Source organism: Methanothrix sp., from assembly GCA_029907715.1.
Classification (GTDB): Archaea; Halobacteriota; Methanosarcinia; order Methanotrichales; family Methanotrichaceae; genus Methanothrix_B.
In genome coordinates this window covers 25,962-48,540 of record JARYLI010000011.1, presented here as the reverse complement: position 1 = coordinate 48,540, position 22,579 = coordinate 25,962, and the positions used below count along the sequence as shown (strand labels likewise).

At 56.9% G+C, this 22,579-nt stretch carries 26 protein-coding genes; 1 reads left to right on the top strand and 25 read right to left on the bottom strand.

From position 1 onward, the window contains the following. Positions 1-4 precede the first annotated feature (4 nt). The 25 genes from QHG98_07495 to QHG98_07375 all read right to left on the bottom strand — a co-directional run bounded on the left by QHG98_07495 (position 5) and on the right by QHG98_07375 (position 21,620). A complete protein-coding gene (locus tag QHG98_07495) occupies positions 5-241 on the bottom strand; it encodes a hypothetical protein (GenBank protein ID MDH7597562.1) in 237 nt (78 codons plus the stop codon). Positions 242-267: 26 nt separating this feature from the next. Further along, a complete protein-coding gene (locus QHG98_07490; GenBank protein MDH7597561.1) occupies positions 268-774 on the bottom strand; it encodes a hypothetical protein in 507 nt (168 codons plus the stop codon). A 171-nt stretch (positions 775-945) separates the two neighbouring features. Next, entirely contained in the window at positions 946-1,527 is a 582-nt protein-coding gene (locus tag QHG98_07485; GenBank protein MDH7597560.1) for a hypothetical protein, read from the bottom strand. A gap of 11 nt (positions 1,528-1,538) precedes the next feature. Next, positions 1,539-3,242: a hypothetical protein gene (locus QHG98_07480; protein MDH7597559.1), complete on the bottom strand. Its 1,704-nt coding sequence runs from the start codon at positions 3,240-3,242 to the stop codon at positions 1,539-1,541. 21 nt (positions 3,243-3,263) lie between these two features. Continuing rightward, positions 3,264-3,440 (bottom strand): hypothetical protein, encoded by a 177-nt coding sequence (locus QHG98_07475; GenBank protein MDH7597558.1) that lies wholly within the window; start codon positions 3,438-3,440, stop codon positions 3,264-3,266. Further along, complete coding sequence (locus QHG98_07470; GenBank protein ID MDH7597557.1) at positions 3,437-4,018, bottom strand: hypothetical protein; 582 nt, start codon at positions 4,016-4,018, stop codon at positions 3,437-3,439. The genes QHG98_07475 and QHG98_07470 overlap by 4 nt, the downstream gene beginning before the upstream one ends. Continuing rightward, positions 4,018-4,410 (bottom strand): hypothetical protein, encoded by a 393-nt coding sequence (locus QHG98_07465; GenBank protein MDH7597556.1) that lies wholly within the window; start codon positions 4,408-4,410, stop codon positions 4,018-4,020. Before QHG98_07465 ends, QHG98_07470 begins: the two co-directional genes overlap by 1 nt. Beyond that, positions 4,407-6,077 carry a hypothetical protein gene (locus tag QHG98_07460; protein ID MDH7597555.1) on the bottom strand — a complete coding sequence of 557 codons (1,671 nt, stop codon included), beginning with the start codon at positions 6,075-6,077 and terminating at the stop codon, positions 4,407-4,409. The genes QHG98_07465 and QHG98_07460 overlap by 4 nt, the downstream gene beginning before the upstream one ends. Continuing rightward, complete coding sequence (locus tag QHG98_07455; protein ID MDH7597554.1) at positions 6,078-8,519, bottom strand: DUF2341 domain-containing protein; 2,442 nt, start codon at positions 8,517-8,519, stop codon at positions 6,078-6,080. A gap of 935 nt (positions 8,520-9,454) precedes the next feature. Then, entirely contained in the window at positions 9,455-10,291 is an 837-nt protein-coding gene (locus tag QHG98_07450) for a hypothetical protein (GenBank protein ID MDH7597553.1), read from the bottom strand. Positions 10,292-10,388: 97 nt separating this feature from the next. Beyond that, positions 10,389-10,970 carry a hypothetical protein gene (locus QHG98_07445; GenBank protein MDH7597552.1) on the bottom strand — a complete coding sequence of 194 codons (582 nt, stop codon included), beginning with the start codon at positions 10,968-10,970 and terminating at the stop codon, positions 10,389-10,391. A gap of 44 nt (positions 10,971-11,014) precedes the next feature. Next, positions 11,015-11,380 carry a hypothetical protein gene (locus QHG98_07440; protein ID MDH7597551.1) on the bottom strand — a complete coding sequence of 122 codons (366 nt, stop codon included), beginning with the start codon at positions 11,378-11,380 and terminating at the stop codon, positions 11,015-11,017. Between the two features lie 11 nt (positions 11,381-11,391). Further along, positions 11,392-11,772 carry a hypothetical protein gene (locus QHG98_07435; protein ID MDH7597550.1) on the bottom strand — a complete coding sequence of 127 codons (381 nt, stop codon included), beginning with the start codon at positions 11,770-11,772 and terminating at the stop codon, positions 11,392-11,394. Then, on the bottom strand, positions 11,769-12,176 hold the full coding sequence (locus QHG98_07430; GenBank protein MDH7597549.1) for a hypothetical protein: 408 nt from the start codon (positions 12,174-12,176) through the stop codon (positions 11,769-11,771). The genes QHG98_07435 and QHG98_07430 overlap by 4 nt, the downstream gene beginning before the upstream one ends. A gap of 1 nt (position 12,177) precedes the next feature. Further along, positions 12,178-12,351, bottom strand: coding sequence for a hypothetical protein (locus QHG98_07425; GenBank protein ID MDH7597548.1), 174 nt, complete (start codon positions 12,349-12,351; stop codon positions 12,178-12,180). A gap of 51 nt (positions 12,352-12,402) precedes the next feature. Then, entirely contained in the window at positions 12,403-13,392 is a 990-nt protein-coding gene (locus tag QHG98_07420; protein MDH7597547.1) for a hypothetical protein, read from the bottom strand. Positions 13,393-13,407: 15 nt separating this feature from the next. Continuing rightward, on the bottom strand, positions 13,408-14,016 hold the full coding sequence (locus QHG98_07415) for a hypothetical protein (GenBank protein MDH7597546.1): 609 nt from the start codon (positions 14,014-14,016) through the stop codon (positions 13,408-13,410). A 6-nt stretch (positions 14,017-14,022) separates the two neighbouring features. Continuing rightward, the gene (locus QHG98_07410) at positions 14,023-15,210 is read right to left on the bottom strand and encodes a DUF2213 domain-containing protein (protein MDH7597545.1); all 1,188 of its coding nucleotides are present in this window, start codon (positions 15,208-15,210) and stop codon (positions 14,023-14,025) included. 69 nt (positions 15,211-15,279) lie between these two features. Then, complete coding sequence (locus QHG98_07405; protein MDH7597544.1) at positions 15,280-15,480, bottom strand: hypothetical protein; 201 nt, start codon at positions 15,478-15,480, stop codon at positions 15,280-15,282. Continuing rightward, entirely contained in the window at positions 15,465-16,019 is a 555-nt protein-coding gene (locus QHG98_07400; GenBank protein ID MDH7597543.1) for a hypothetical protein, read from the bottom strand. The genes QHG98_07405 and QHG98_07400 overlap by 16 nt, the downstream gene beginning before the upstream one ends. 11 nt (positions 16,020-16,030) lie before the next feature. Further along, positions 16,031-16,324: a hypothetical protein gene (locus QHG98_07395; GenBank protein MDH7597542.1), complete on the bottom strand. Its 294-nt coding sequence runs from the start codon at positions 16,322-16,324 to the stop codon at positions 16,031-16,033. 224 nt (positions 16,325-16,548) lie between these two features. Continuing rightward, positions 16,549-16,806, bottom strand: coding sequence for a hypothetical protein (locus tag QHG98_07390; GenBank protein ID MDH7597541.1), 258 nt, complete (start codon positions 16,804-16,806; stop codon positions 16,549-16,551). A gap of 40 nt (positions 16,807-16,846) precedes the next feature. Then, positions 16,847-19,132 carry a minor capsid protein gene (locus QHG98_07385; protein MDH7597540.1) on the bottom strand — a complete coding sequence of 762 codons (2,286 nt, stop codon included), beginning with the start codon at positions 19,130-19,132 and terminating at the stop codon, positions 16,847-16,849. Positions 19,133-19,403: 271 nt separating this feature from the next. After that, positions 19,404-19,730, bottom strand: coding sequence for a hypothetical protein (locus tag QHG98_07380; protein MDH7597539.1), 327 nt, complete (start codon positions 19,728-19,730; stop codon positions 19,404-19,406). A 48-nt stretch (positions 19,731-19,778) separates the two neighbouring features. Continuing rightward, positions 19,779-21,620, bottom strand: a complete 1,842-nt coding sequence (locus QHG98_07375) for a hypothetical protein (protein MDH7597538.1) — start codon at positions 21,618-21,620, stop codon at positions 19,779-19,781. A 71-nt stretch (positions 21,621-21,691) separates the two neighbouring features. Here QHG98_07375 and dcm point away from each other — a divergent pair, with 71 nt between their 5' ends. Beyond that, positions 21,692-22,579 (top strand): DNA (cytosine-5-)-methyltransferase, encoded by an 888-nt coding sequence (dcm, locus tag QHG98_07370; GenBank protein ID MDH7597537.1) that lies wholly within the window; start codon positions 21,692-21,694, stop codon positions 22,577-22,579.

The window sequence follows — 22,579 nt, the reverse complement described above, 5'->3', positions numbered from 1 at the left end:
ACCATCACGCTAGTATGTCTTCTTCGTCTTCCATCAGCATCTTCAGTCCAGCCTCGATGCTCTCGATCATGTCTTTCTGCTCAGCGCGCTTCCTCTTCAGGTACTCCCTGAGCGCTGCAGGGTCACGCATCTTAGCATACGTCTCTACGTCCATCCATCCGGCGTCCTGCACGCTCGGCGTGCGGCTGCGATCTATGAACATGTTCCCGGTGTGAACGTGGGCCATTTCCAACCCAACCATTGAAGCGAAGGCGATCTGAGCGGGCGTCAGCTCGTCGACGTTTCCACCACAGAACCTGTATCCTGCGGCGTGGACTGCTGCCCAGTGGAGTCCTTCATAGCTCTGAAAAAATCAAGAATGTGCTCCTGCGGGACGAACGTCAAGGACATTATCGCCGCGCCGATCTCGACAGCAGCGAGCCCGATGAGATCGTCGACGGCGGCTCTCACATCGTCGTCCACGATCCCGTACCGGCACATCTCGATCATGTATCTCATGAACTTCTCGGACAGAGCGCCCCTGGTCACCATCCGGGCGACGGTCTCGTCGACGACCCCGTTTCTGAGCCTGTCGACGGAATCGGACGATATGTTCGCAGTCACCAGCTCTCCCATGGCTTCGTCTATCGTGTACCCAAGCGCGCTGACTATCTGCGCCAGCTCCCTCGTCTTCAGGGGACGCACGTCGACATCAGCATCATACGCCTGCACGTGTACGGTCTTCCGGAACTGCGAACCCAGCACAATAAGGTCACGTGTGAGCTTTGCACTCATCGCACCACCACTCCCAGAAACAGTATGTCACGCGCACCAGAAAAAGATTACCTAAAACGAAGATTGCCAGAGGGCGCTGCCAAGAACCCAAGGAGGTTGTAATGAAGGGAGCAAAACAGATGCCCCCTGGCAATCGATACTACGCATTGATAGTATATATTCGTTTCGACCTTACTTTGGCCTCCTCCTCAGGAACTTGAAGTTATATGAGTTCACTATCGTGTTGTTCTCCTGGTACCTGCGGGCGTGCTCTGTTACCCTGCAGTACATCAGTGCTTCGATGAAAGGTAGCTGCCCAAGGTTCGGAGTCGGCGACGTCCATTCGCCGCCGCCGATGGGCACGCTGAGTCCGCCGTACTTTCTTGGATGTATTATTATATGGAAGTAGTTCGGCTGGCCCTCGTCCGCCTGGTTCTCAAGCAGCGTTGTCAGGTAGTTTATATCCTCTGGCGACATCGCGGACGCGCCGTTCATCAGGAAGCTACCGAACTCGAACGTCCCGCTGAATCTCATGTTCTTCACAGTCAGCGTCCATGGCAGATGGCTCCCGCTCCCATCCTCCTCGTCGACTGTGATCGCTTTGGTGTACGTCAGCGATCTCAGCGGGAAGTACACCCCGGCGATCACTATCACGACATCGTGTATAGACCTGGCTATGAGCTTCACGGTCTGCGACGTATTCGGCAGCCCGTCAAAGACGTTGGGGCCAGGCGGGATCTGCCCATAGTTTATCAGGCTCTCGGTTTCAGGCATTTACCACCACCTCACTCAGCAACTTTATCAGACCAGTGCCCGACGTACATCGTTGTCTCCCACCTCAGGATGTGCCCGACCGGCTGAACCCACATCTGGATCTTCGCAGCGTTCCTGTCCAGCGGGTTCGGCGTCACTGTGATCTTGTAGTCATCGAGCACGCTCTTCTCAGCGAGAGACGCCAGCCAGAGCTCCATCGAAGACTGCACTCTCTTCAGGTTCGTCCACGTCCTCTTCGCATGATAGAATGCAGAGACCGTTATGTCGAGCTGCTGTATGCAGTGTGAAATCGTAGCCATATCCACCAGTAGCTTGAATACATCGCTGGCATTGCTTGTGTCCTTGTTCGTCGAGATTCCGACGTAGGGCCTGACGCCCTGGCCGACTTCGGCGACGCCCGACACGGAGGCGATGCCCTGATCCTTCACGAGGACATCAAGACCACATTTGTTCAGGAGCTCTCTGTGGCTGTCGTTGAACTGCCAGAGCAGCCCTCCAGCAGAGCTGAGCGCGTTGATCGGCTCGGCTATGCTGCTACCTAGCTGGAGCGAAGCCTGCTTTCCAGCGACAGCGCCGACAATCAGGTCGCCGTTCGCGTTGTAGTAGTTCGCCCCGATCGTAAGCCACGGGTTGTTGTACGACATTCCAAGCTGCGTGGCTGCGTCTATGTCATACCCGCCTTCAGCAGCGGACAGGTACGGGATCGCTACGAAGCACTGGCACGGTCGGAACCTGTCCGCCATCTGCTCTGCATAACCGCTAAGCAGCGCCACGAGGTCGTATGTCCCCTCTTCGGCTTCATGCTGCGTAATGCAGCATGTGTTCGGGTACACGCCCGGAGGCAGGTTCAGGGCCTGCTCGAAAGCTAGCTCCCAGTCACCATACGTGATCGGGCTGCCGTCTGCGCCACCGGTCAGCTCAAGCGTCACGCCATACTTAGGCAGTCTCGTCTCTCCCACCGTCCCGACGTATCGGACGTAGGGCGAATAGCCCATCCGGGCCTCCATCTCCATGACAGTGTCTATATTGTTGTAAGTCGCTATGTGCAGCCCGCCGTAGTACAGCGAGATCTTTCTCGTCGAGTACTTCAGCACGGCCTTGATCTGGTCTGTTGTCTTCGGCTCCTCGCCGGTGTAGAAGGTCAGCGTCCCGTTCTGCTTGTCGAGGTAGACCTTGCCCTGTCCAAGCTGCTCCTGGCTGTAAACGATCGTCTTCGATACTCCGCCAACAGTCACCATGTTGTACGGAGACTCCAAGTAATCGTCGTACTTCAGGTGGTACGGCCCCACGGTACCATCCCCGGCGAACGTCTCTGTGTCGGTCGCTTTCAGATCTCCCTTCTCGATCTTCAGCGAGAGGCTGTTGCCCCAGTTCCCGTCAGATGTCGCCCAGAACCTTCCAACGGCGGTGCTGCCACTGGAGACGGCTGTGGCGTCGACATACGCCTTGCTGTACCCGTTCCCCATGACGCGGATCAGGTACAGCATGTTGCACCCTTCTCTCAGCGCCAGCTTGGCCTGATCTACAAGCTCGCCGCTCCCGAACGTCATGGAGACTTCGGCTTCGGTTGCGAGCCCTATCGGGCGCATACCAGGCCCCCTGTCTGCTGTGCCTATTATCAGACAGATTCCACGCCCGACGAAAGGTGCTACTCTCCCGACCGGCTCTATATCGAGTACGTGATGCACATACTTCGACGGATCTCCAAGTCTCATAACCCCACTCCCCTACCAGATTCAGACTTCGAGCTCTATGATTGTGTTCACCGGATCAAGTCCAGCTTTCTTCTTCTCGCTCGCCAGCTCAATGTACTTCTCCTGCGAGATGTACCCTCGCCGGTAGAAGTCAATCAGTCTCATCTTCATTCTCACTTTCTTGCCCTCCTTCCTTCTCGCCATGTCAATCACTCTCATGGTGATTCATCGTCGCTGGCTTCACCATGCAGGTCTCTCAGCGCGGCATCTTCTGAGCCCACCCGCGCGTCGTACCTCAGGAATTCACCAACCTGCTCAGTCCACGTCAGCAGATACTCAAACCTCATGTCGACCGTAGCGCTAAAAACGTTTTGCGATACCGCCGGATCATATTCTGTCGTGTTGTACGCCCCTCCGGCGATCTCGACGAATCGGAGGCGGTCGGTCTCAAGCGTGTACATGTCAGAGTTTGCCATGACATGAGTTAGCAGTTGTGTCATTATGCTGTCGCGCTCAAGTCTCGACTTCGCCCTTACTGTCACGGCGACGGTCGCTGTCATCGCTGCTCCGTAGATCTCTTCGTAATCTCCAGTCTCGGTGCGGTACGATTCCCACGGGCCATACGACCCACGGAATCCAGCGGTGCAGGAGACGAACCCGACAGCGACGTGCGGATAGACAGGGCGGTTGATCACCTCCCCTGCCTTGAACTTCGTGACTTCTACTGGCTTATCTCCCACCGTGTATTCAGAGGGTATGAAATCGTAGATCTTTTGCACGACTTCGGGCGGTATCATCACCACACCTGCTTAGACTTGAACAGTGGTACTCGCTTCGGCCCGGCTCCAGCTCGGACTGCGAGGGCGATCGCGTTGTTCGCTGCTTCCCGCAGGTGATCCAGCGTCTCGATCGTGCGGTTGATCACGGTCTGAGCGGGGCGCATCTCTCCAGTCCGCTCGTCGATCTGCACCGGAAGGTTGTTGATCGCGTGGTCTGCATACGAGAGATACGCCAGATAGGCGGCGTATCTCATCACAGCTTCATCGAACAGGTCAGGCGGGACGTTCCCGCCCACTATAGTCCGGACGTATACAGTCGCGGACTGGATGTGCATCTCTATAGCTCCATCCTGGAACTCGTGCCCTTCCATGTTCAGGCACTTCAGCACATCCTCAACGGTGACTGTCATTTCAGCTCCTCCAGATACGAGTCTATCATATCGTCTATCGCGTGTGTCGGCACCACCCGGCTGGCCTTGTTCGGCGGGCGGATATCCCACGCCTGTGGCGACAGCTCCTCGATGTGTCTGTAGATCGTGTCGCTCACATCTGAGACCAGCAGCGTCTTGAACCCGTAGCTCTTCTCCACCGGCCCCTTGATCGGACAGTTCATCTCGTACTTCTGTGCGATCGCCCTCTGCACCGCTGCCCTCATCATGTGCAGGAGGTCGTTCACGCGGACAACCTTCGCTGCCATCGAATAGTTGGCACTGATCGTCTTCAGTAGTCGCGTGTCAGTTGGGTACTGCTTATCAATCGTCCTCCGGACTGCAACCCGTATGCTGTGCTGTCTGTCGATCGCCTTCCGCACCCTGGTGTTCATGTTGACGTTGTTCTTCCCAAGGATTGCCAGCGTCGTTCTGACATCAAAATCGTGCTTCGTGGTCATCCTCTTCAGCACGGTATCGAAGTCGACGCTCTGAGCTCGCTCGAACTTGAAATCCCCGACCCACCGGCCACTGTTGTGGCATACGGTTCCAGTCCATGTGAACTTCGCATACGAATCCTCCAAATACGCTCCTTCGAGGTTCGTTCCGGTCGACGGATCGTATACGACTACTCTGTCAACTGGAAGCTCGCTCCACGTCTCGCCACCATCTGTCGAGAACCTGAGCGACGGTACGAACGTTTCCTTTTTAGAATAATACACTGCAACCGGTGCCACGATCAACCTATCGTGATAAATCGTTCCAACCCTGATCACATCATACGCTGCAACAAGCCCTGCTTCTTCGCCGAGATACATTCCATCGAACTTCGCCGTCCATTTGCCATGTGGGTTTGTTGATGTATAGTATGTTACTCGTCCGGTTACGGTATTATAGAATCTGAGAAGCCACCGGTTGTGTTCGACGCTTGGCCCCCAGCTGTCTGAATGAACTATCTGCAATATACGGCCGCTTTTTCCATTAAACGATGTGCCTGTCGTGAACCAGAATTCTCCCTGCGAATCGGAGATCACCAACATGTTGCCTATCCCAACGAGCACCTGGTAATACACCGCATCGAATGCATGTGGGTACAGCGGCCCGTTGTACTTCGTATTGTGCTTAGGCAGCCCCCTGGAGGCGTATTCGCCTGGCCTATAATGCATGAAGTCACGGCAATTTAACACCATGCGCCAGTTCCGGGCGAAGTCTTCTGACTTCCAGACGCGCTCGCCATCGTGCGCCAGCAGGATATCTCTCGACACAGAAACGACTTTCTTGCAGCCCGGAGCCTGTGACGATACTTTCGCCCAGTCCAGGCCTGTATTCTGCGACTCCCACCAGCCGTCGGACTGCGAGAGAAGAACTCGCCCGTAGTCGGGCACGCTCATCGAGTATATTGTCTTGTCAGTGCGGTACGCCTCCGCCCACGTGTACCCGTAGTCTTCGCTGCGAAAGACCGCATAACTTCCATCAGTCATGCGGCACAGGCACCCGTGGTACTGAGCGTATATCATCGAGCTCGATATGACCTCCGCGACGCTGTCAGGCAGCGGCTGCGAGATCCACCAGTTCTGCATTCTGTCAGTGTCAAACGTCCCCAGGAACCTGTTCTGGGATGGCAGTTTTACAAGAACGACTGGTTTCATTCAGCCCACCTGATAAATCGGTTTAATCGGCCCGCATTCCACGGCGAGCGGGTCGGGATACTCCTCGAAGATGTCCATGGTTGTTCTGTTTGAAACGAACGCGGCACCATGCCTGAGGCGAATCCTGGTGACACTTCTGGCAGGCACGAGAGGCATCTTTATCCAGAACGAATATACGTTCCCTTCATGCGTGTCTTCGACAGCCCACTCTACGTCCTGCCCGTTCTCGTATGTGAGGTTGCACTTCTCTATGTCGAAGTACCTGTCCTTGAAATCTATCTTGATCTTCTGCTCCCATTCGTACAGGTCTTCATCGGTTCCGAAGATGGTTAGGTACATCTGCCAGTTTTCGATGTAGATCGGGACGATATTGTCACATGCCACCACGAGTTGTTCTGTGGGGTACTCGCCAAACTCTTCGGGTTTCTGGTCATCTGCGAACGCATCGCCGTGCGCGAGATATATCCTGACAACCCCTCTGGCTGGGACGTAAGGGATCTTCACCCAGAACGTGTATACGGTTCCTTCGGGTTCACCTTCGAGCACCCATGGCAGCTCGTTGTTGTTCTCGTCCAGGAACGCACATTTGTAGACTCTGAAGTACCTGTCCTTGAAATCTATCTTGATCTTCTGCTCCCATTCGTACAGATCCTCATTCGATCCATAGATATCAAGTGGCATACACCAGTTATTCGATACCACCGACCCAATATCGATCTGCCTGGTCTCGACTTTCATCACCCTGGCAGCGAAGGGGTACGTTCGTCGGATATCATACGCGAACAGTGCCGCCGATAGCGAGTGTGTGACTTTCGGCTGCGTGACAAGCGTCAGCATGAGAGGCAGCGACCGCGCACGGGTTGCGAGCAGGGCTGTATCGAGATCCACGTTTGAAACGCAGGTCTTCAGCACGCCAGCCCTCAGCGTGTGAGAGACTTCTCTGACTGCCTTCACCCGTGAGGACATGTCTGCGTTCGCGCTCAGCGTCGCCCTCACCCGCGAGCTCATCGGGGCTGGTCTCGATCCGACCGCCATCAGGCGCGCGTTCATGTACAGCGATTTTCTCAGTACGTCCCGCAGGGAGGCTGCCAGACTGAAGTTTGCGGCTTTACTCGCTACGAGCTTCGTCCACATCGAGTGGGACGTGCTGAGCTTTTTGATCAGCGCGGCGGTCATCTCGTAGTCCCGCCAGTTCTGGCCCCGCAGGTACGTCGTGTACCAGTACCACGTCACGGGCGTGTACAGCTCCGGCGTCACTCCCGCCGCCAGCGCTCGGCTCAGAGCGTCGTAGACCAGCCACCTGAGCTGCTTCGCTCGCACCATGGCGTCGAAGTCGCGGAACCTGATCTCCGCGATCGCTGGATATCTGGACGTGACTTCAGTCGCACCCTGCTTCCCCACGATCGTGTCAACGACTTTCTGGCAGGCGTCGATCGTCCCGCTCCCGGTGGTCGCGCTCATGTACGTCTTCAGGCGCGCGCGGTACTCGTCGTCCGTCTCGTCGTATGCAGTCGACTCGTCCCTGATCTGCTCGTCGTGTACACAGCCCACGAACTCAGTGCCAAAAACTTCGTACTCCAGCGGATTGGGGAACTGGCTGAATTCGTCGGGCTGCGAGCGGTTCACCATCAGCGGACTCCCGAAGTAGACGTACAGCTCTGTCTCGCCCGCGTCGACGAACGGTATCTTCACCCACACCGTCGCAGTACCGCCGGTGAACGACTCGACGTAGTGAGACAGCGCGTTCCCGAACTCGTCGACGACCACAAGGTCGGTCAGATCCTGCCTGACAATCCCACTGTTCAGCTCGTCGCTCAGGTCGAGCTCAAGCTTCTGCTCGAAATCGGCGTATGGCTGACTGCTGGAGATCCTGACGACCCTGCGGTACGGCCCGTGGTTGTACAGCGTCGCGATCCCCTTCGAGTTCGCAGTCAGTCTCGGAATTCCGTACACCCGCCCCCACTTCTCATCGAGGTCGCTCCCGACGTTCGCGTCGATGTTTCTCGCAGCGTCCAGCTTCTGGAGCTGCTGGTACGTCCAGTTCAGCTCCTCGATGAAAGAGCGGTACAGCGTATCTATCACGGGCGGCGGCTCGATCGCCGTCCGGATCAGTCTGGTCGTGAATTCATACGGTGTAGCATACGACTTCAGCGTGACGGCGGCCATGTGGGCGACGAACCGGCGCGTCTTGAATCTCGTCGACAGGTTATGCGACGTGCTACGCATGACCATGACATCGGTTCGCATCCCGTGATCCTGCGTGAACGTCGCCATCGCGCGGGTGCCCATGTCGTACATCGCAGACTGTGCAACCCTGAGACGGGTCGAGATCTGGTGGTCGCTGGAGCGCACTGCCTTCATGTACAGCCCGATATTGTACGTCTGCGAGCGCGTCTGCTGCTGCACCAGCGTCACGTTCAGCTTCGCCGGAACCAGCTGCACGTAGGGCGGCTCAGGCGACGCCGATGCGAGACTTAGCGTGACGTTGTGTGTGTGATTACCTCCAGCAGTCTCTGTCCCTGATTGAGTGTACCTGAACCCACCAGGGTCGCTCGCGCTGGATGTAGCACTCGCTGTGTGTGTATGTGCGCTTCCTTCGCTAATAGCAGCATTTTGTCCGCCTGACTTCAAGAACCCTCCATTCCATCCAGTCAGGATGCTCCAGTTGCTAGATGGCGTGCCATCGAACAGGCAGACGATACCAGCGAGCAGGCGGTTGGTGTTGGTGTTCACTAGGTACCACCGTGTTGTCAGCGTCCGTGGGGAGAGGTTGCCGGATGTGGACGTGACTGATACGTTGTTGGGATGTGCGTGGTTTTTATGAGCAACATTGCTTGGCCCGTAAGATACATGGTGCGCATCCCACCCAGACGCTGGTGACGCGCCGAGATTAAACGTGACTGAATGCGTGTGTGCCAGAGACCCGCCGGTGCTCGCATACGTGCTATCTGCTTTTGCGTAATACTCGTCCGCGCTTGACAGTCGCGTCAGTTCGCTACAGTCGATTGTAGACTCTGCGAATACTATCGCGCCTTCTGGCAGGAACCTGTTCGCAGGGCTCTCAAGCGTCGACAGGTCTGCGTATATCAGCCGGAACGTGAAATACGGTATGGCGTTCGATGCGGCACCTACGGAGTATGTCCCAAGCGGATGGGTGTGTGAGTATTTTGCGACTTCTGAATAAGAACCACCGATACGGCCAGTACTCGGCGGCCCGATCGACGTAATCGACAGCGTGTGCGTGTGCGTATCGCTTCCGCCCTGCTGCGTCGCGTACCCTGGGTCGGACGTGAACTTGATGTACTTCCCGTTGTAGTCGTTCAGCACGCGCCATGGCAGTGGCGGGTCATACGATTTCGACCAGCCCACTATGATGTTCACCATGCGCAACCACCACCGCGACGCAGTCTGATCCCCTCGTCTGACACCACCAGCTCAGGCCCGTCCTCGTACCCGGCGACGTACTTCGTCTCCAGCCACGAGAAAAGCCGGCGCTCAAGAACGATCACTCTCTCAAGCCCGTACCGCATGTTTCTGTCGAGGCAGTCTTTACAGAGCGCCTGTCCGTCGGGAAGCTTTAGGCAGGCATCGTCGCTCTTCCTTATCCCGACAGGCAGCAGGTCGGTCGCTCCGCAGGCAGGACAGACCACCTGGACTCCCGTGTAAGGGCCTTCTCGCTCGTACATGAACCCACATTTGCAGACGTACTGTCCCAGCTCGACTTCGCCACACCTCCTGCAGAGCCACCAGTCGCGGGCGCCGCACTGCGGGCACTGGCTCTTAGTGTCGGCTGTGAGCTCGTAGTCGTTCCCGCACTCGTGACAGTGTATGTATTCGACGACACGCAGGTGCTGCTCCAGGTACATCACGGGACGGTCGCCGATGTACTTCTCTCTCCGGAACCCATACGTGCAGCCCCAGAACATTCTCGCAGTCGGTTGCGGTACGATCTCTTCGTGCACCCTGTACGGGTCGAGCTCGACTTCGATCGCCGGCCCGGCGCCGACTTCGACGCGCTCGCCCTGCGCTGCGACCAGCCGTGCGAGTCTTTCGTCAAACGGCACCCACATCAGCTTACTGTATCTTCCAGCGCACGGGTACCAGTACCTCTGCTCCCCAGTGTCGAGGTCAAACTGACACTCTGCAGTCTCGCCATCCTCCAGTACGCGCGCCCAGAAATACCTCAGGACAGTCTGATGCGTCAGCGTCTGCATCGCTCACCACCGGCCCGCCAGCGACAGGGCTGGCTTCACAGGCCGGGCTATGGCGTCTGCTGGGATGCTCTGCACCACAGCCCGGCCTGGAGACTGCTCAGATCTCGTCCCAGATAATCGTGCCGGTCAGCGTCGCTTTCTCGCCCTGGACAGCGCCAACCCCGATACGGAGCTGCGACACGAGCGACTTCGTCCTGCCAGCCGAGGTGTATGTTGTGGAATCGAACGGAAACGGGTTCGCTGACGTGTACGAGTCAGCGTCCCCAGGGTCTATCGTCTGCGTCTTGTAGTACGGGTGCCCGTTCGTCGCGTCTTTCAGGTAATGCCCGGTCTGGCCCTGCGTCCCGGTCGCCTGCGCGTAGTTCGCAGCGGGACAACCATGATCCCCGGCGTCCCTGCGAGCGAGCAGGAGCATACCGCCACTTCCAAGCTGCCATGTCGACTTGATCGTTCCCGGCCCGTACCAGCGCCAGTTGCTGAGCTGCGTGAACGTACCGGAGAACTCGGCCGCGAGGTGCTTCCAGTAGCTGTAGTTGTACCCGCTCGTCGGAACTACGCACGGATACGAGTTCCCAGGGTTGTACGTGTCTGCTGTGCAGTACCTCACGGTTGTGACAGGCGACCAGGTCGGGCTGCCCGTCGGGCCGTTCGCTTCGACTATCGTTACTGTTGCTGCCATATCCCGCTCCTCTTTCTACCTTGTTAACATGCAAAACATAAACTTCACGTGCAGTTATCGAGCACGGGCGCCATCACCTCGCTCGGACTGCGATACATCTGGAAGTAAACATCACCGTCCGCATTCTTCCCTATGACGCGGACTAGCACAGTCTTCGGGTATACGTCGACGTTCTTGTATACCACTCGGAACGTATACACAGATCCTGCTGTGTATCCCTCCGGCAGAGCCTTCTCTACAAGCGGCTGCGCGCTGCTCACCACAAGCGGGTCTGCGAACGGGTCGACCACCTGCACCCGCGCTCGGTAGTCCATCCCGGCCATAGACACTTTCAGCGCGCCGGCGTCGTTGCATACGAGCGCGCGCTGCTCGTCGGTTCCATCGCGGTATGCGAACAGCTTCCTCGCCATATTACATCACTTCACTTCGACCATTCGGCTGCCACGCCGTCCCCAAACGCGCTGAGCAGCTTGCTGGATACTTTCTCAACGTTCTCCTCCCACGTGCTTCGCAGGAACGGGCGCGCAGGAATCCTCCTCGTCCCGAACTCGTTGTATGCTGCGTACTCAGCGATCGCAGGATCGAAGATCCCGACCTCCCCGACGATCATCTCCCCCTCCACGGAAACGCGATGCGTGACCGCTCCGACCATCGCGCCGGTGTCGACCAGCGTTTTGCTCGACCCCTTCTTTCTGACGGTCGACGGCGCGTTAGGCGGCGGGATGTTCGAGAGTATCTTTTTCACGACTGCAATTTCAAGCTCCCCGCACGCCTGGTCGAAAAGCTGGATCGGGTCGATCACTTCCTGGCCTCCTCCAGCCTTTTTCTTAGCAGGTTCTTCCGGAACGACTGCACCTCGTCGAACGTGCAGGCTCTCGTCCCGAAGTGTCTGATCGCGTCGTGGTAGACCCCTATTGCGATACGGTGCTCGTCTTCTGTCACGACGCCCTTCTCGTAGAGCAGCATACACAGCCCGTTCACTGCTGACCCGTAGCGGTCGATGTAGTTCATCACGACTCGCTCCGGCGGGATGTATCCCGGCTCACCAGGCGTGCCCTCGCCCTGGATCACGCCCTTGACGATCAGCAGGTCGATCAGCCCGTCGATCGTCGCGGTGTCTTCCAGAAGCGTCGGGACGGGCGTGTACATTCTGATTATACGCTCTGCGACCGGGTCCTGCAGTCGCTTCACCGGCGTTTTGCTCATCTCACTTCACCTTGATTTTTCCCTGGCTGATCATGATTGCGATGCCCTGCTTTCGAGCCTTCTCTCTCGCCCTGGCCTGTGCAGATTTGCTACCAGGCTCATACGTGTAGCACTCTCCAGAATCGCCCCATTTGAAACCTGGCTTGCCGTTGCTTGTGCACGTTTTCACAGGCATCGATACCACCATAAAGCATAAAGGGCTGGGTTGAGCCCCAGCCTGTCGACTTCAGATCCCGTACTCGCCGTTCGGAACGAAGAGCCCTCCCTTACCGTCTTTGACGGCTATGACGTTCTCCAGCCAGATCTGCTTTATGAGATCGCGCTGAGCTCCGTCGCGGTACTCGTTCGTGTGGAGCCCGAACGTGTTCTGGATAGTCTCGCCCTCCTCGGTCTCGAACGCAGGCGCGGGCCCGTACTCCGGATTGAAGTCGTAGTACAGGGTCGCCGGAGCTATGCTGTTATCGAGCACGAGGATCGCACCGTCCTCGATCCCGGCGGTCATACCGTGGACGGTCGCATCAAGCAGCGGGACGTACAGCGACGAAGCGGACGCCACCGGCTCCCCGTAGAGCGCGGATCTGGTATCGTAGTCGACGTCCATCGCTACGAGCGCCCTGAGGAACTGCCTGAACTTCTTCTTAGATACGTAGAAGTCGGTTGCGACATATCCAGGGGAGGCAGTGTCCTCGAAGTCCTCCTGGAGCAGGAGCAGATCCTGAATCGGGTCGGCGTTCTGTGTGCCCCACTTTACAGCGGTGCGCTTGTAGAACTCCATGTCAGAAGTCAGGCGCTGCACGCCCGTGTTCTGGTCTGTGAGCGCGGCGATGATCTTCGCATTCTGCCAGTCGCCCATCCAGCTAGCGGCGCGGCGGATCGTCCTCATCAGGTTGTCGATCTGTGTCTTGTATCTCCTGTACCTCTCGGAGACTGCAATCTCGAACCCGTACCTGGTCAGCGCCGCCTGGTTCTCCCTGAGCCTGGAGATTGTGATGCGCGGGAACTCAGTTCCAGCAGCGGCCCTGCGCGGGAATCTCTTCATCGGGTCGAGATCAGGCGTGTACTCCTCCACGGCCCACGCCACAGACTCTGCCCCGTCGAGGGAGACTTTCGGTATGGCGTCCAGCCACTCAAACTTCTTAGCGAGCCTTGCGGCGATCAGCCCCTCGAACACTTCCTTCTGCAGAATCCAGTCGTTTGTGAGGGTTACGTATGTCATTTTACTCCACCTCAGTTACACTATCTCCACGGGAACAAGCCCGATCCCAAGCAGCACCGGGCCTGTCACGTCTGTGCTCGTCGAGCCCTCCAGGTGCGTCATGGGGACGAACTGCGATCCAGACCCGTTCCCGAACTTCCACTTCTTTGCGGTCTTGTCGTAGATCAGCGTCGCGGGGTTCCCGATGTCGATCGAGTCGGCGCCAGCGACGTTCGCAGGCACTGTCGCCTCGATGACGGTCATACCGTCCATGCCAGCGAACTCGACTGTTGCGACCCGGAGCAGCTTCATCGCGATCAGGTCGCTGAGCGCGGATACCTGTGTCGGAGGCACCAGCACTTCGGCTTTCTCGATGTTCAGCACGCGGCCAACATACGCGCTCCCTGCGGCCCCGCCGATCTTTCTCACAACAGGGAGACCGCAAGTGGCTTCGTATGTGATCGCAGTGTCATCGAACAGCTCGACCAGATCTCCCTCCTTGATCGGCGCGGCTCTGGTCACTGCAGGCCGGTAGTTCCCGAAGTTGTCCTCCATCTCTGCAGGGGTGACTGCACCCTCATAAAGGAACGCGGTGCATCTGCCACCAAGCTTGAAGTCGCCAGCTACGGTGCCCATGAGTCCCATCCAAACTCACCTCATGAATTTCTTAATCCCAGTCTCGGCTTTGAGCCGGTTGATCGCGTCTTTCACAGATACCGGTTTCTTCGCGCACACCGACTGAATCGTGACACGGGTCGGCGCGTCGGAGTTCAGCACCCTATCCGGCTCAGAAACAGCGGGCACTGTCTCTGTCTTCACCGGCTCTGTCTGTGCGGCGGGCGCGCTCTCGGCTGGAGCGGTGCCGTTCACGGCTACGTATGTCTTCAGGTCTGTAACGAACTCTCTTAGCTTCGATACGCCCATCCCGGCGTACCTGCTGATGACATCGTCAGGAGCTCCGGGCATGAGCTTCTTCAGCTCCCCGACAAGCGTCTCCCTGACCACGTTCACCTCCCCAGTGAGCTTGTCGAGCTCGCCCTTCAGCTTCTCTGCCTCGATCTTTGCAGTCTTCATTTCGTCTGCCAGGCTCTTCACGAGCTCGGTCGACTTCGCAGCGGCCACCTCCTGGCTGTCTGTGGTCTGCCAGGCGATCTCTCCGCTGCTGCTATCGATCACAGGATACGCGAACAGCGTCCTGGTCACGGAATCGCTTCCCATTCTATCCACCTCTTTTGAATTCGATTTCACAAGCATCGTAACCCGACCGGTCGGGCACGCGAATCTCGTCGGCTGAGCTACCGCAGTCCCGGAGGGGACTTCGTCTGCGCCCTCTCCCTCTATCAGCTCGCTCTCTGGCTCTGTGTCGAGGAACACCCCGCATCCGTCGGCGACATCGCACGCCCCAGCGGACACGATCCCGACGTGCTCGAAGTACATCTTTCTGGTGCGCTTCGTGTACGTCTTCCCTCCCACAGTACCTGTCTCATCGTCGTCGTAGCTGAGATGTCCGGAGGAGACTGGTATGACTTCACCAGACTCCAGGCGTCTGAGCAGGTCTTCGGGGATGCGGTTCTTCCACAGCACCATCTCGGCCCAGAGCTCCCCAGCCTCAGGATCGAACTCTACGTTCACCACCTGTCCCAGGGCCTGCTCCGGCCAGTTCGGCTCGGTGTCAGCGGCGGGATGCCCCAGCATCACGTACTTCCCAAGGAGCGAGGTCGCTGAGCTCTCAAGCACGTCCCCAGGCACGTAGATATCGTTCCAGACGCCCTCCCGGAGGATTACGCCCTTGATACGCATGATATTCTCGTCAGAGTACAGATCTTCAATGAGACCCATCATCCCCACCACAAAACAAGATCGGGAAACTTCCGGTATAAAAATATGAAGGAAAAAATGGCGAAAAGTTTACGGCTTGATCCTCAGCATCCTGACCCTGCCATGAGGAATGGCAACGTATTCATGAGCGCCATCCTCATTGCAGACTGCTAGGAAGATGTAATGATCGTCAGTCCCGATCAGCTTCGCCTGAACTTCGGTTCGGTCAGCGACTACGACCACGTCCTTGCCGATAAAAACGTTTACAGAGGGGATTACCTTGAGGCCCATATTAATCCATCCAGATCGTAAGCGTACTCATTGACGGCGTTTCTTGCATCCTGCACCAGTTTTTCGAGTCCATGCGAATTGTTGTAATCGACGTACAGCGCCTTTACCAGGTCGAGGACTGCAATCAGCAGCCCGCACCTGATCTCGTTGGGGTGCAGGTAGCGCCTTCCCAGGCGCGTGGAGATCCACGCCTTTCGGAGCGCGTTCTTGTACGCTCCCATGACTATTTCAGAGAGCGCTTTGGGGGCGGGCTTCGGCGACGGCTCGCAGCTCCTGAGCTTCCTGCAGAGCGCGTCGAGCTTAGCGATCGCCTCAGCCCCGCTCTGCAGGCGGACGGACTTCCCTGCGATCTCGACCGGCTCCACGAAGCTGTGGTAGTTCACGTCCCACAGCGCGTGATAGATCGGCTGAGGGCCTCCCGCTGCTCTGCAACCGAGCACATTTGCTGTTGCGTTTGCGAGCTCCCCACGGAGCCCGCCCCACTCGCTGTCTGAGACAGCGAAATCAGAGACTTCCCGGACGCGCACTATCGCGGCCATCTCAGCTCACCTCACATCTGCTCCTGGTTCTGTATCAGCGTCATCACGTACCTCTGGGCGAATATCTTCGCCTGCACAATGCTATCGAAGTTCTCGCCGCCCTCGATGGGGACGTGCTCATACGGCCCATGTCCTGGTCTGGAAGAATGGGAGCGGATCTTGTGCTCGACTACGCACCACCCATTGCCATTCTTTTCGATCATAACAATGGGCAATCCGGATGCGTTCTTCATATTGTACTGCACCTTTATATGCTCAATCCCATCGAGATCGATGGGACACATGAACTCAATCACATGCTTCATATCACAACCTCCTCGGATCTTTTTGTTTTACAATACTCCCTTCGCCTTGAAAGTATATATACGTTTCGACCATTAGAAGATACAAAATCGATATGCGTTCCGGGCCTGTAAAATGTGTTATAATCGAGTTTCTTGTTGGGATATGTGGGAAAATATTGCCTCCAGCGCTAAAGTCCAGCGAAAAAGATCTGGTGGCTCCGTGACGGCTATCGGTCGCCACCATGCTAGAGTTTGTTGGCGTACTTCCTGTTGAACTCCTCCACTTCGGCGTCATGAAGGATTCGGCGCAATGTCTCCGGGACTTTGGTCACGTCTGGCTCGTCTGCGTACATCTCGATCAGCTTATCGAGCTGCTGCTCTGTGAGCCAGCCATTCCTCAGGATCACGTCGCGCGCTGCACGCAGTCGCTTCCCGACCGTCCGTGCCGGCGAGTATAGCGTGAACGTGAACGCGGGTTCGCTCCATCTCTCTTCCAGACTCATGATAGAGATATTTGTGTTGAATGTATATATAGATTTGGTGCTAGACCAGGTCATCAGGTTTGGCAGTGTCAGAATGCAGCTCGACTATGAATATATCGACTCCGCCCGGCCCTGCCTTAGGCAGCTTCTTCTTCATCTTCATGACAGACCCGTGCTTGATCAGCAGTTCACGCTCCTCCGGGATGTTTGATATGTCTTCTATGCTGAGCACCCTCGCCCCAGGTTGAACTTCAAACACTACTACTGCTCGCCCCTCCCCTCCGGATGAGAAGTTATGCGCAACCCTGAAATCGTATGATGAGGACTGGTACGGCGCTATCGTGAACACCTCGCCCTCCTCGTGCACGTTGAAGGAATCGTATGCGTCGCCCTTGACACCTCTGTAGAGGTAGAACTTCTTATCAGCAGGAGGGACGCGTTGATACGCCATGTCAATATATCGCACGTGCTGTGCCAGCCATGTGAACCAGTCCGGATCTTTCGCGTATTCGTTCGGGTTCAGGAGATACTTGTTTATGCGCTTGTAATCGCTTCCGGTGTAGTTCTTTATCGCCATGGATATGGCGTTGACAGGATCCTGCGGCTTGAAAACCTTCCCGGTAAGGGCTGCCCTGGCGTCGTTATAATCAGCGTCGCTGAAATACTTCTTTAACTCTTTGCACTTGTACTTTTTGACCTCGCGTAACAGTTCCGGAGAGTTTGCGACTTCTCTTATATCGTCGTAATGGAAGCTCTTGATCGCTCCCGGCAGGCTCATATCGATGGGGATCGGCCCCTCAAACGGCTTCGCGGGCTCTGGTTTGTGCTCCTCCGGCGGGGCTTCTGGCTCAAGCAGCGCCTCATTCCATAACTTATCTCTTGTGATCCCGAACTCCTGCTGGAAATCGCTGTATTTCTTCGATGAGTACTCTGTGAGGTCGCTCACAAGGTCGACGTTATACACTATCACTTTCTTCCCTGAGGGGAGCTTGATAGTCTCTTTCCCGGTCGGCTTCAGTATCGAGAGCGTCCCGGTGGCGACGTGCGTCTTGTCCCCGATCTTTACGCCGAAGATGTTCTCAGCGTTGAGCGAATTGATGTTTACCCTTACAACGATTTCATCGCTTTCGACTGATTCATAATCGATATCCGTAGTCCCGACCAGCGGACAGTTGAGCGTGAATTTTATGCCCTTGTTGGTGACTTCGTTCAGGTAGCTCTCGAACTCCACCGCCCTGGCACGGACGTATACGGTCACGTCCTCGTCGGGCGTGTAGCCGTAATACGCTTTTAGAATATCGAGAGACCTGGCGGTATCGAATGCTGAGCTGTATAGCTTGATGATATGATCCACCGGAACGTCTGACTGAAGCAGCGACTTCTTCGACTTCGACACCTTGTAGAGCAGATCATACATCTGGTTATGTGCGTCCGCATCTGTGAACAGTTTCTTGATGCGGTCTACCGTGTCAGGGGGGAAATTTTTGATATCTATGACCTTCAGGCCGTCGACTGTATCGGATTCCACATACGTTGGCAGGTGGCGGCTCAGCCACGGCGCCAGTGGCCCCTTGGCGGCGGGTTTGGGCTGGAGCGGCTCCTCCTCCTGGGGCGCGGGCTCAGCAGCTTTCGCTTCGACTTCAGCTTTCTTCGCGGCGGTCTCTTCTGCTACCTTCTTCGTGACTGTCTCAAAATCTTCCCTGTAGTGAGGAATGGGCCGGCACCGGCAATTTGGATGCGCCGGCGGTGGGGGGTCGTTCCAGGAGTAGACTTTGCCGTGCCGGCTCCCGCATTCATCGCACATTCTCTCGTCGCCCATCGCAGTCCAGACCCAGCCGTCTGCGAGGTCGTTCGCTCGCATCGTGTTTATGTACGCCTGGTTCCGGACGGCGTATGAGACCGTGCGGGCGACGATATCAGCGTATGTCTCGACGGTGAACTGCACTGGTCGCTTTCCCGGACGCTGGATTGTGACTGGCTGATCCTTCCAGAGCGCTTTTACTTCTGTCTTGATGATTCCAGCCAGCTCTGAGGGCTCGACGTACTTGCCCTTCTTCTTCGACTTCTCTCTGACTCCATTGAGTATCGCTTCGACGGCTGCCTCGCTGTGGTCTCGCACGGGCCCCAGCAGCTCTTTTGTCAGCTTGTACAGAGGATGCGTCGCCACCTTGCCGTCGCGGATCTGCTGGAACCCGCTGAGCAGCACTGCGTTGCGCTGTTTACTGTCTTCCACGAGCTTCGCAGCGTCCTCGACACCGACCTGGTAGCAGTTCGCGAATGCGTTGATCAGGTTCAGCGTCAGGCGCTGGTGAAAGTCGCCCGTTAGCTGCTGCACGTCGGTCGCCATGATCGCTTGAAACAATCTCAGATGCGGTATAATTTTACTTTATCCACCGTTCCGCTCAACCAACAAAATGGTGCGGCTGTGTGGACATGTAACAGTTTCTGGCTGCACCACCGGCGTTACGGGTGGTACACCAAATGGCGCCCAAGTAGTTGTTTCAGGCGATACTGTTGGCGCTACTTGTGCTACCGCATACTGAACCCACGTGGACTTTATATTCAGAGTTTGTGCCATGTTACTACCTCCATCATTTGAGGCAGTCTCTCTCAGCGTTTCATATGTACATCCCGCCGCCAACGACAGGCGCGGGTGCTGGCTGGCCCGACGGCTTCGCGCCCGGCTCATCGTCTGGCTCTTCGTCCTCCCCGGAGCTCGCCATGTGCAGGAACTTCGCTACTTTCGACATCGCACGAGCGTATCCCGCCTCCCAGAAGATGTACAGCACTTCGGAGTACGGCACCATCAGGCACTCGTCCCCGTTCGCGGCTTCGATCATCGCAGGCCCGAAAGCGAGGCTCTGGCAGTGGTAAGTCGGATACCTTCCAAACACATACGCCTTGATCCAGTCAAGGAGAGATCTGGGTCGCATTATGATCTGCATATCGACCTCCAAACCGTATCTATCGACTTCAGTTATATCTCTTCCGGCTCAGTCTGTCCCCTCCGGCAGATCTTTCGCTGCTTTTACGAGCTCTTTCAGGCTCAGCTCCCCGCGCGCGATGCGTCCCGCGAGCTCGTCTGCGAACCACTCCAGCGCGTCGCGGAACGCTCTGCGTATCAGCTCCTCAAGCTGTGGCTCTCTCTCGTCCAGTGTGAGTAACTTCTCGATCTCCGCATCGCTCAGATCCACGCGCCCGTCAGCAGGGGCTGCATCAGGCTTGAACTCGTGGCGGCTCAGCTCCCGGCTCATCAGCGCCGTGGCGGGAACCATCGGCTGGAGCGCTTTCAGCACGTCGCCGCCCTCGACTTCTTCGAGCTGCTGCATCGCTTTTACACCACCGCTCATGATGCGGCGGGCTTCGTTCATCGTGATGATCCCGGAACCATACAGCGCTGAGACTACGTTGCTGAGATACCCGGAGATCTGGGCCTGTCTGACTTCGACCTCTGTGCGTGCCTGCATCTCCTCCACATCGTCGCGGTCGTACTCGATGTACAGGTTCTCCCAGTCCTCATCGAATGCGATCAGCCCGCGCCTGGAGAACTCCCTCCGCAGGAACTCTTTCAGCTCGGTCTCGATCGAACGGATCAGCCCGCCGCCGTAAGCTGCGAGAAACTTCGCAGTCACCTTGGAAGTCGCGTATGTGTTGCCCTCGGAATACCCGAACATCGTCAGCGGCACCCCAAGCGCGCTCGCTATCGCGCGATCGCACTGCTTGATCATGTCCAGCACGTTGGGCGTCGCGCTCAGACCGCTCCCGCGCTGATCCATCTGACAGCCATTGCTCAGAAAGATGAATGCGTCGGGCTCGATTGGCAGGGTCTTCCTGTACGTGGGGGATGTCGGATCTGTGTCTGTGTAGTACAGACTGTTGTAGAAATCCTGCATGATCTTTCTGATCAGCTCCATCGCCTGGTTGTAACGGTCATCGAAGGAGCCCGTGTACTGCGAGAGATCGAGGACTTCGGACAGGTCGACGTTCACCACCCACCGTGGCATCGAGAACCGCATGTAGCGTATGAAGTCGACCACGAGCGTCAGCTTTGCCTTGACATAGACTATCACGGACTCGTAGACAGACCTTCCCCAGACGCCATACGTATCTCTGCCTAGCGAATCTTTCATCTGTGAGCCTTCGCGATCCCAAGCGAAGTGGATCATGTCTTCGGCTGCGATCACAATCTCCGGCGGCTTGCCGTCATCTCCCGGCTTCGGGTCGGGGCGGGTCGGGTCGTGCACTTTGTACTCGCCATCAGTGCCCTCGTTCAAAACGAAATAATCGCGGCTCGAAATCAGCGCGGGACGGCTACCACCCTTCCTACCGGCGCGGTACATCTCTTCTGAGATTATCGTCACCGCGTCGGGCGGGATGACTTCAGCGCGGGCGATCGACCCGTCGGGGTTGCGGTGCAGTCTCACAAAGCTGTTTCCGTGCCGGATGAGGTCTTTCACGACCGCTCCGATGATCGATGCGAACTTTATCTCCGCCAGTAGCTCGTTCACGTTCTTCAGAAAGTCCAGCGTCGGGACGTAAGACTCGTCGCTCGTGTCCAGCCTTGGGCCGAGATATGAGCGCTGCACCAGCATCGCGATGTAGTTTCTCCCGAACTGGAGCATCGGGTCGAAGGATTCCATCAATCGGTAGTAGGCGAACCTGTTCGTGTGGTCTGGCACGGCGTACAGGAACGCCTTCGCATCGCGCACTATGACGCTCTGCAGCGATACGACATCCGGCCCAGCCGCGTTGCTCGACTGGAACGATATCGCCCTCGCCACAGGGAGCATCATTCTGCTCTTCTTTTCCACATCTGTCTTCTTTCTTCCAGCCATGAAACCACCACTTCGGCTGATTGTAAAGGCGCCGATAGCTAGATATATTTTGGGTTGCAGTTTACCACATTTTGGGAGTAATCGAGTCCGGAGGATTTATGCCTGATCGCAGAGCTTTCAGAGTTCTGGATCTATTTTCCGGGATCGGTGGATTCAGCCTTGGATTAGAGCGGACCGGGCACTTCAATACAGTTGCATTCTGCGAACGCAACCCTTACTGTCAGCGCGTGCTTAAAAAGCACTGGCCGACTGTGCAAATTTTTGAGGATATCAGGTTTGTCGGTGAACGAGAGCTTGAACCGCTACTGCCGATAGATGTCATAACAGGAGGGTTTCCGTGCCAGGATATAAGCTATGCAAACCAGATGGCGAGGGGGTTAGATGGTAGCCAATCAGCGTTATATTGGGAAATGTATAGAATCATTCGCATGGTACGACCGAGATGGATCATCATGGAGAACGTTCCAGCGTTGCTTAGACGAGGAATGTCCGAAGTTCTCGGATCGCTGGCCGAGATCGGGTATGATGCGGAATGGGATTGTTTACCGGCTGCTGCCTTTGGCGCCCCGCACCTCCGTGACAGGGTCTTCATTGTGGCCTACCCCAGCAGCCTCCTGCCCGAACGACGGAGAGGCGGTGGAGAAGTGGCTGGCTCGCCGGGAGAAGTTGCGGGCACTGAGAAAAAACGGAAACGGCTGCGGAATGCCCTTGGGGGTAGCTGTGCGGCTGCTCCCGACGCCGAATGCGACAGATTACAAAGGATCCTACGTCCCCGGACAGCGTCGGGGCACGCTCCCAGAAGCTTTGCAGAGTGGTGGGCGGCTGAACCAGACGTGGGTCGAGTGGCTGATGGGGTTTCCCATAGGATGGACCGACTTAGAGCGCTAGGGAACGCAGTAGTTCCACAGATAGTGGAGTATATTGGCAGGTGCATACTCGAAGCGGATAGTGATCCGTGA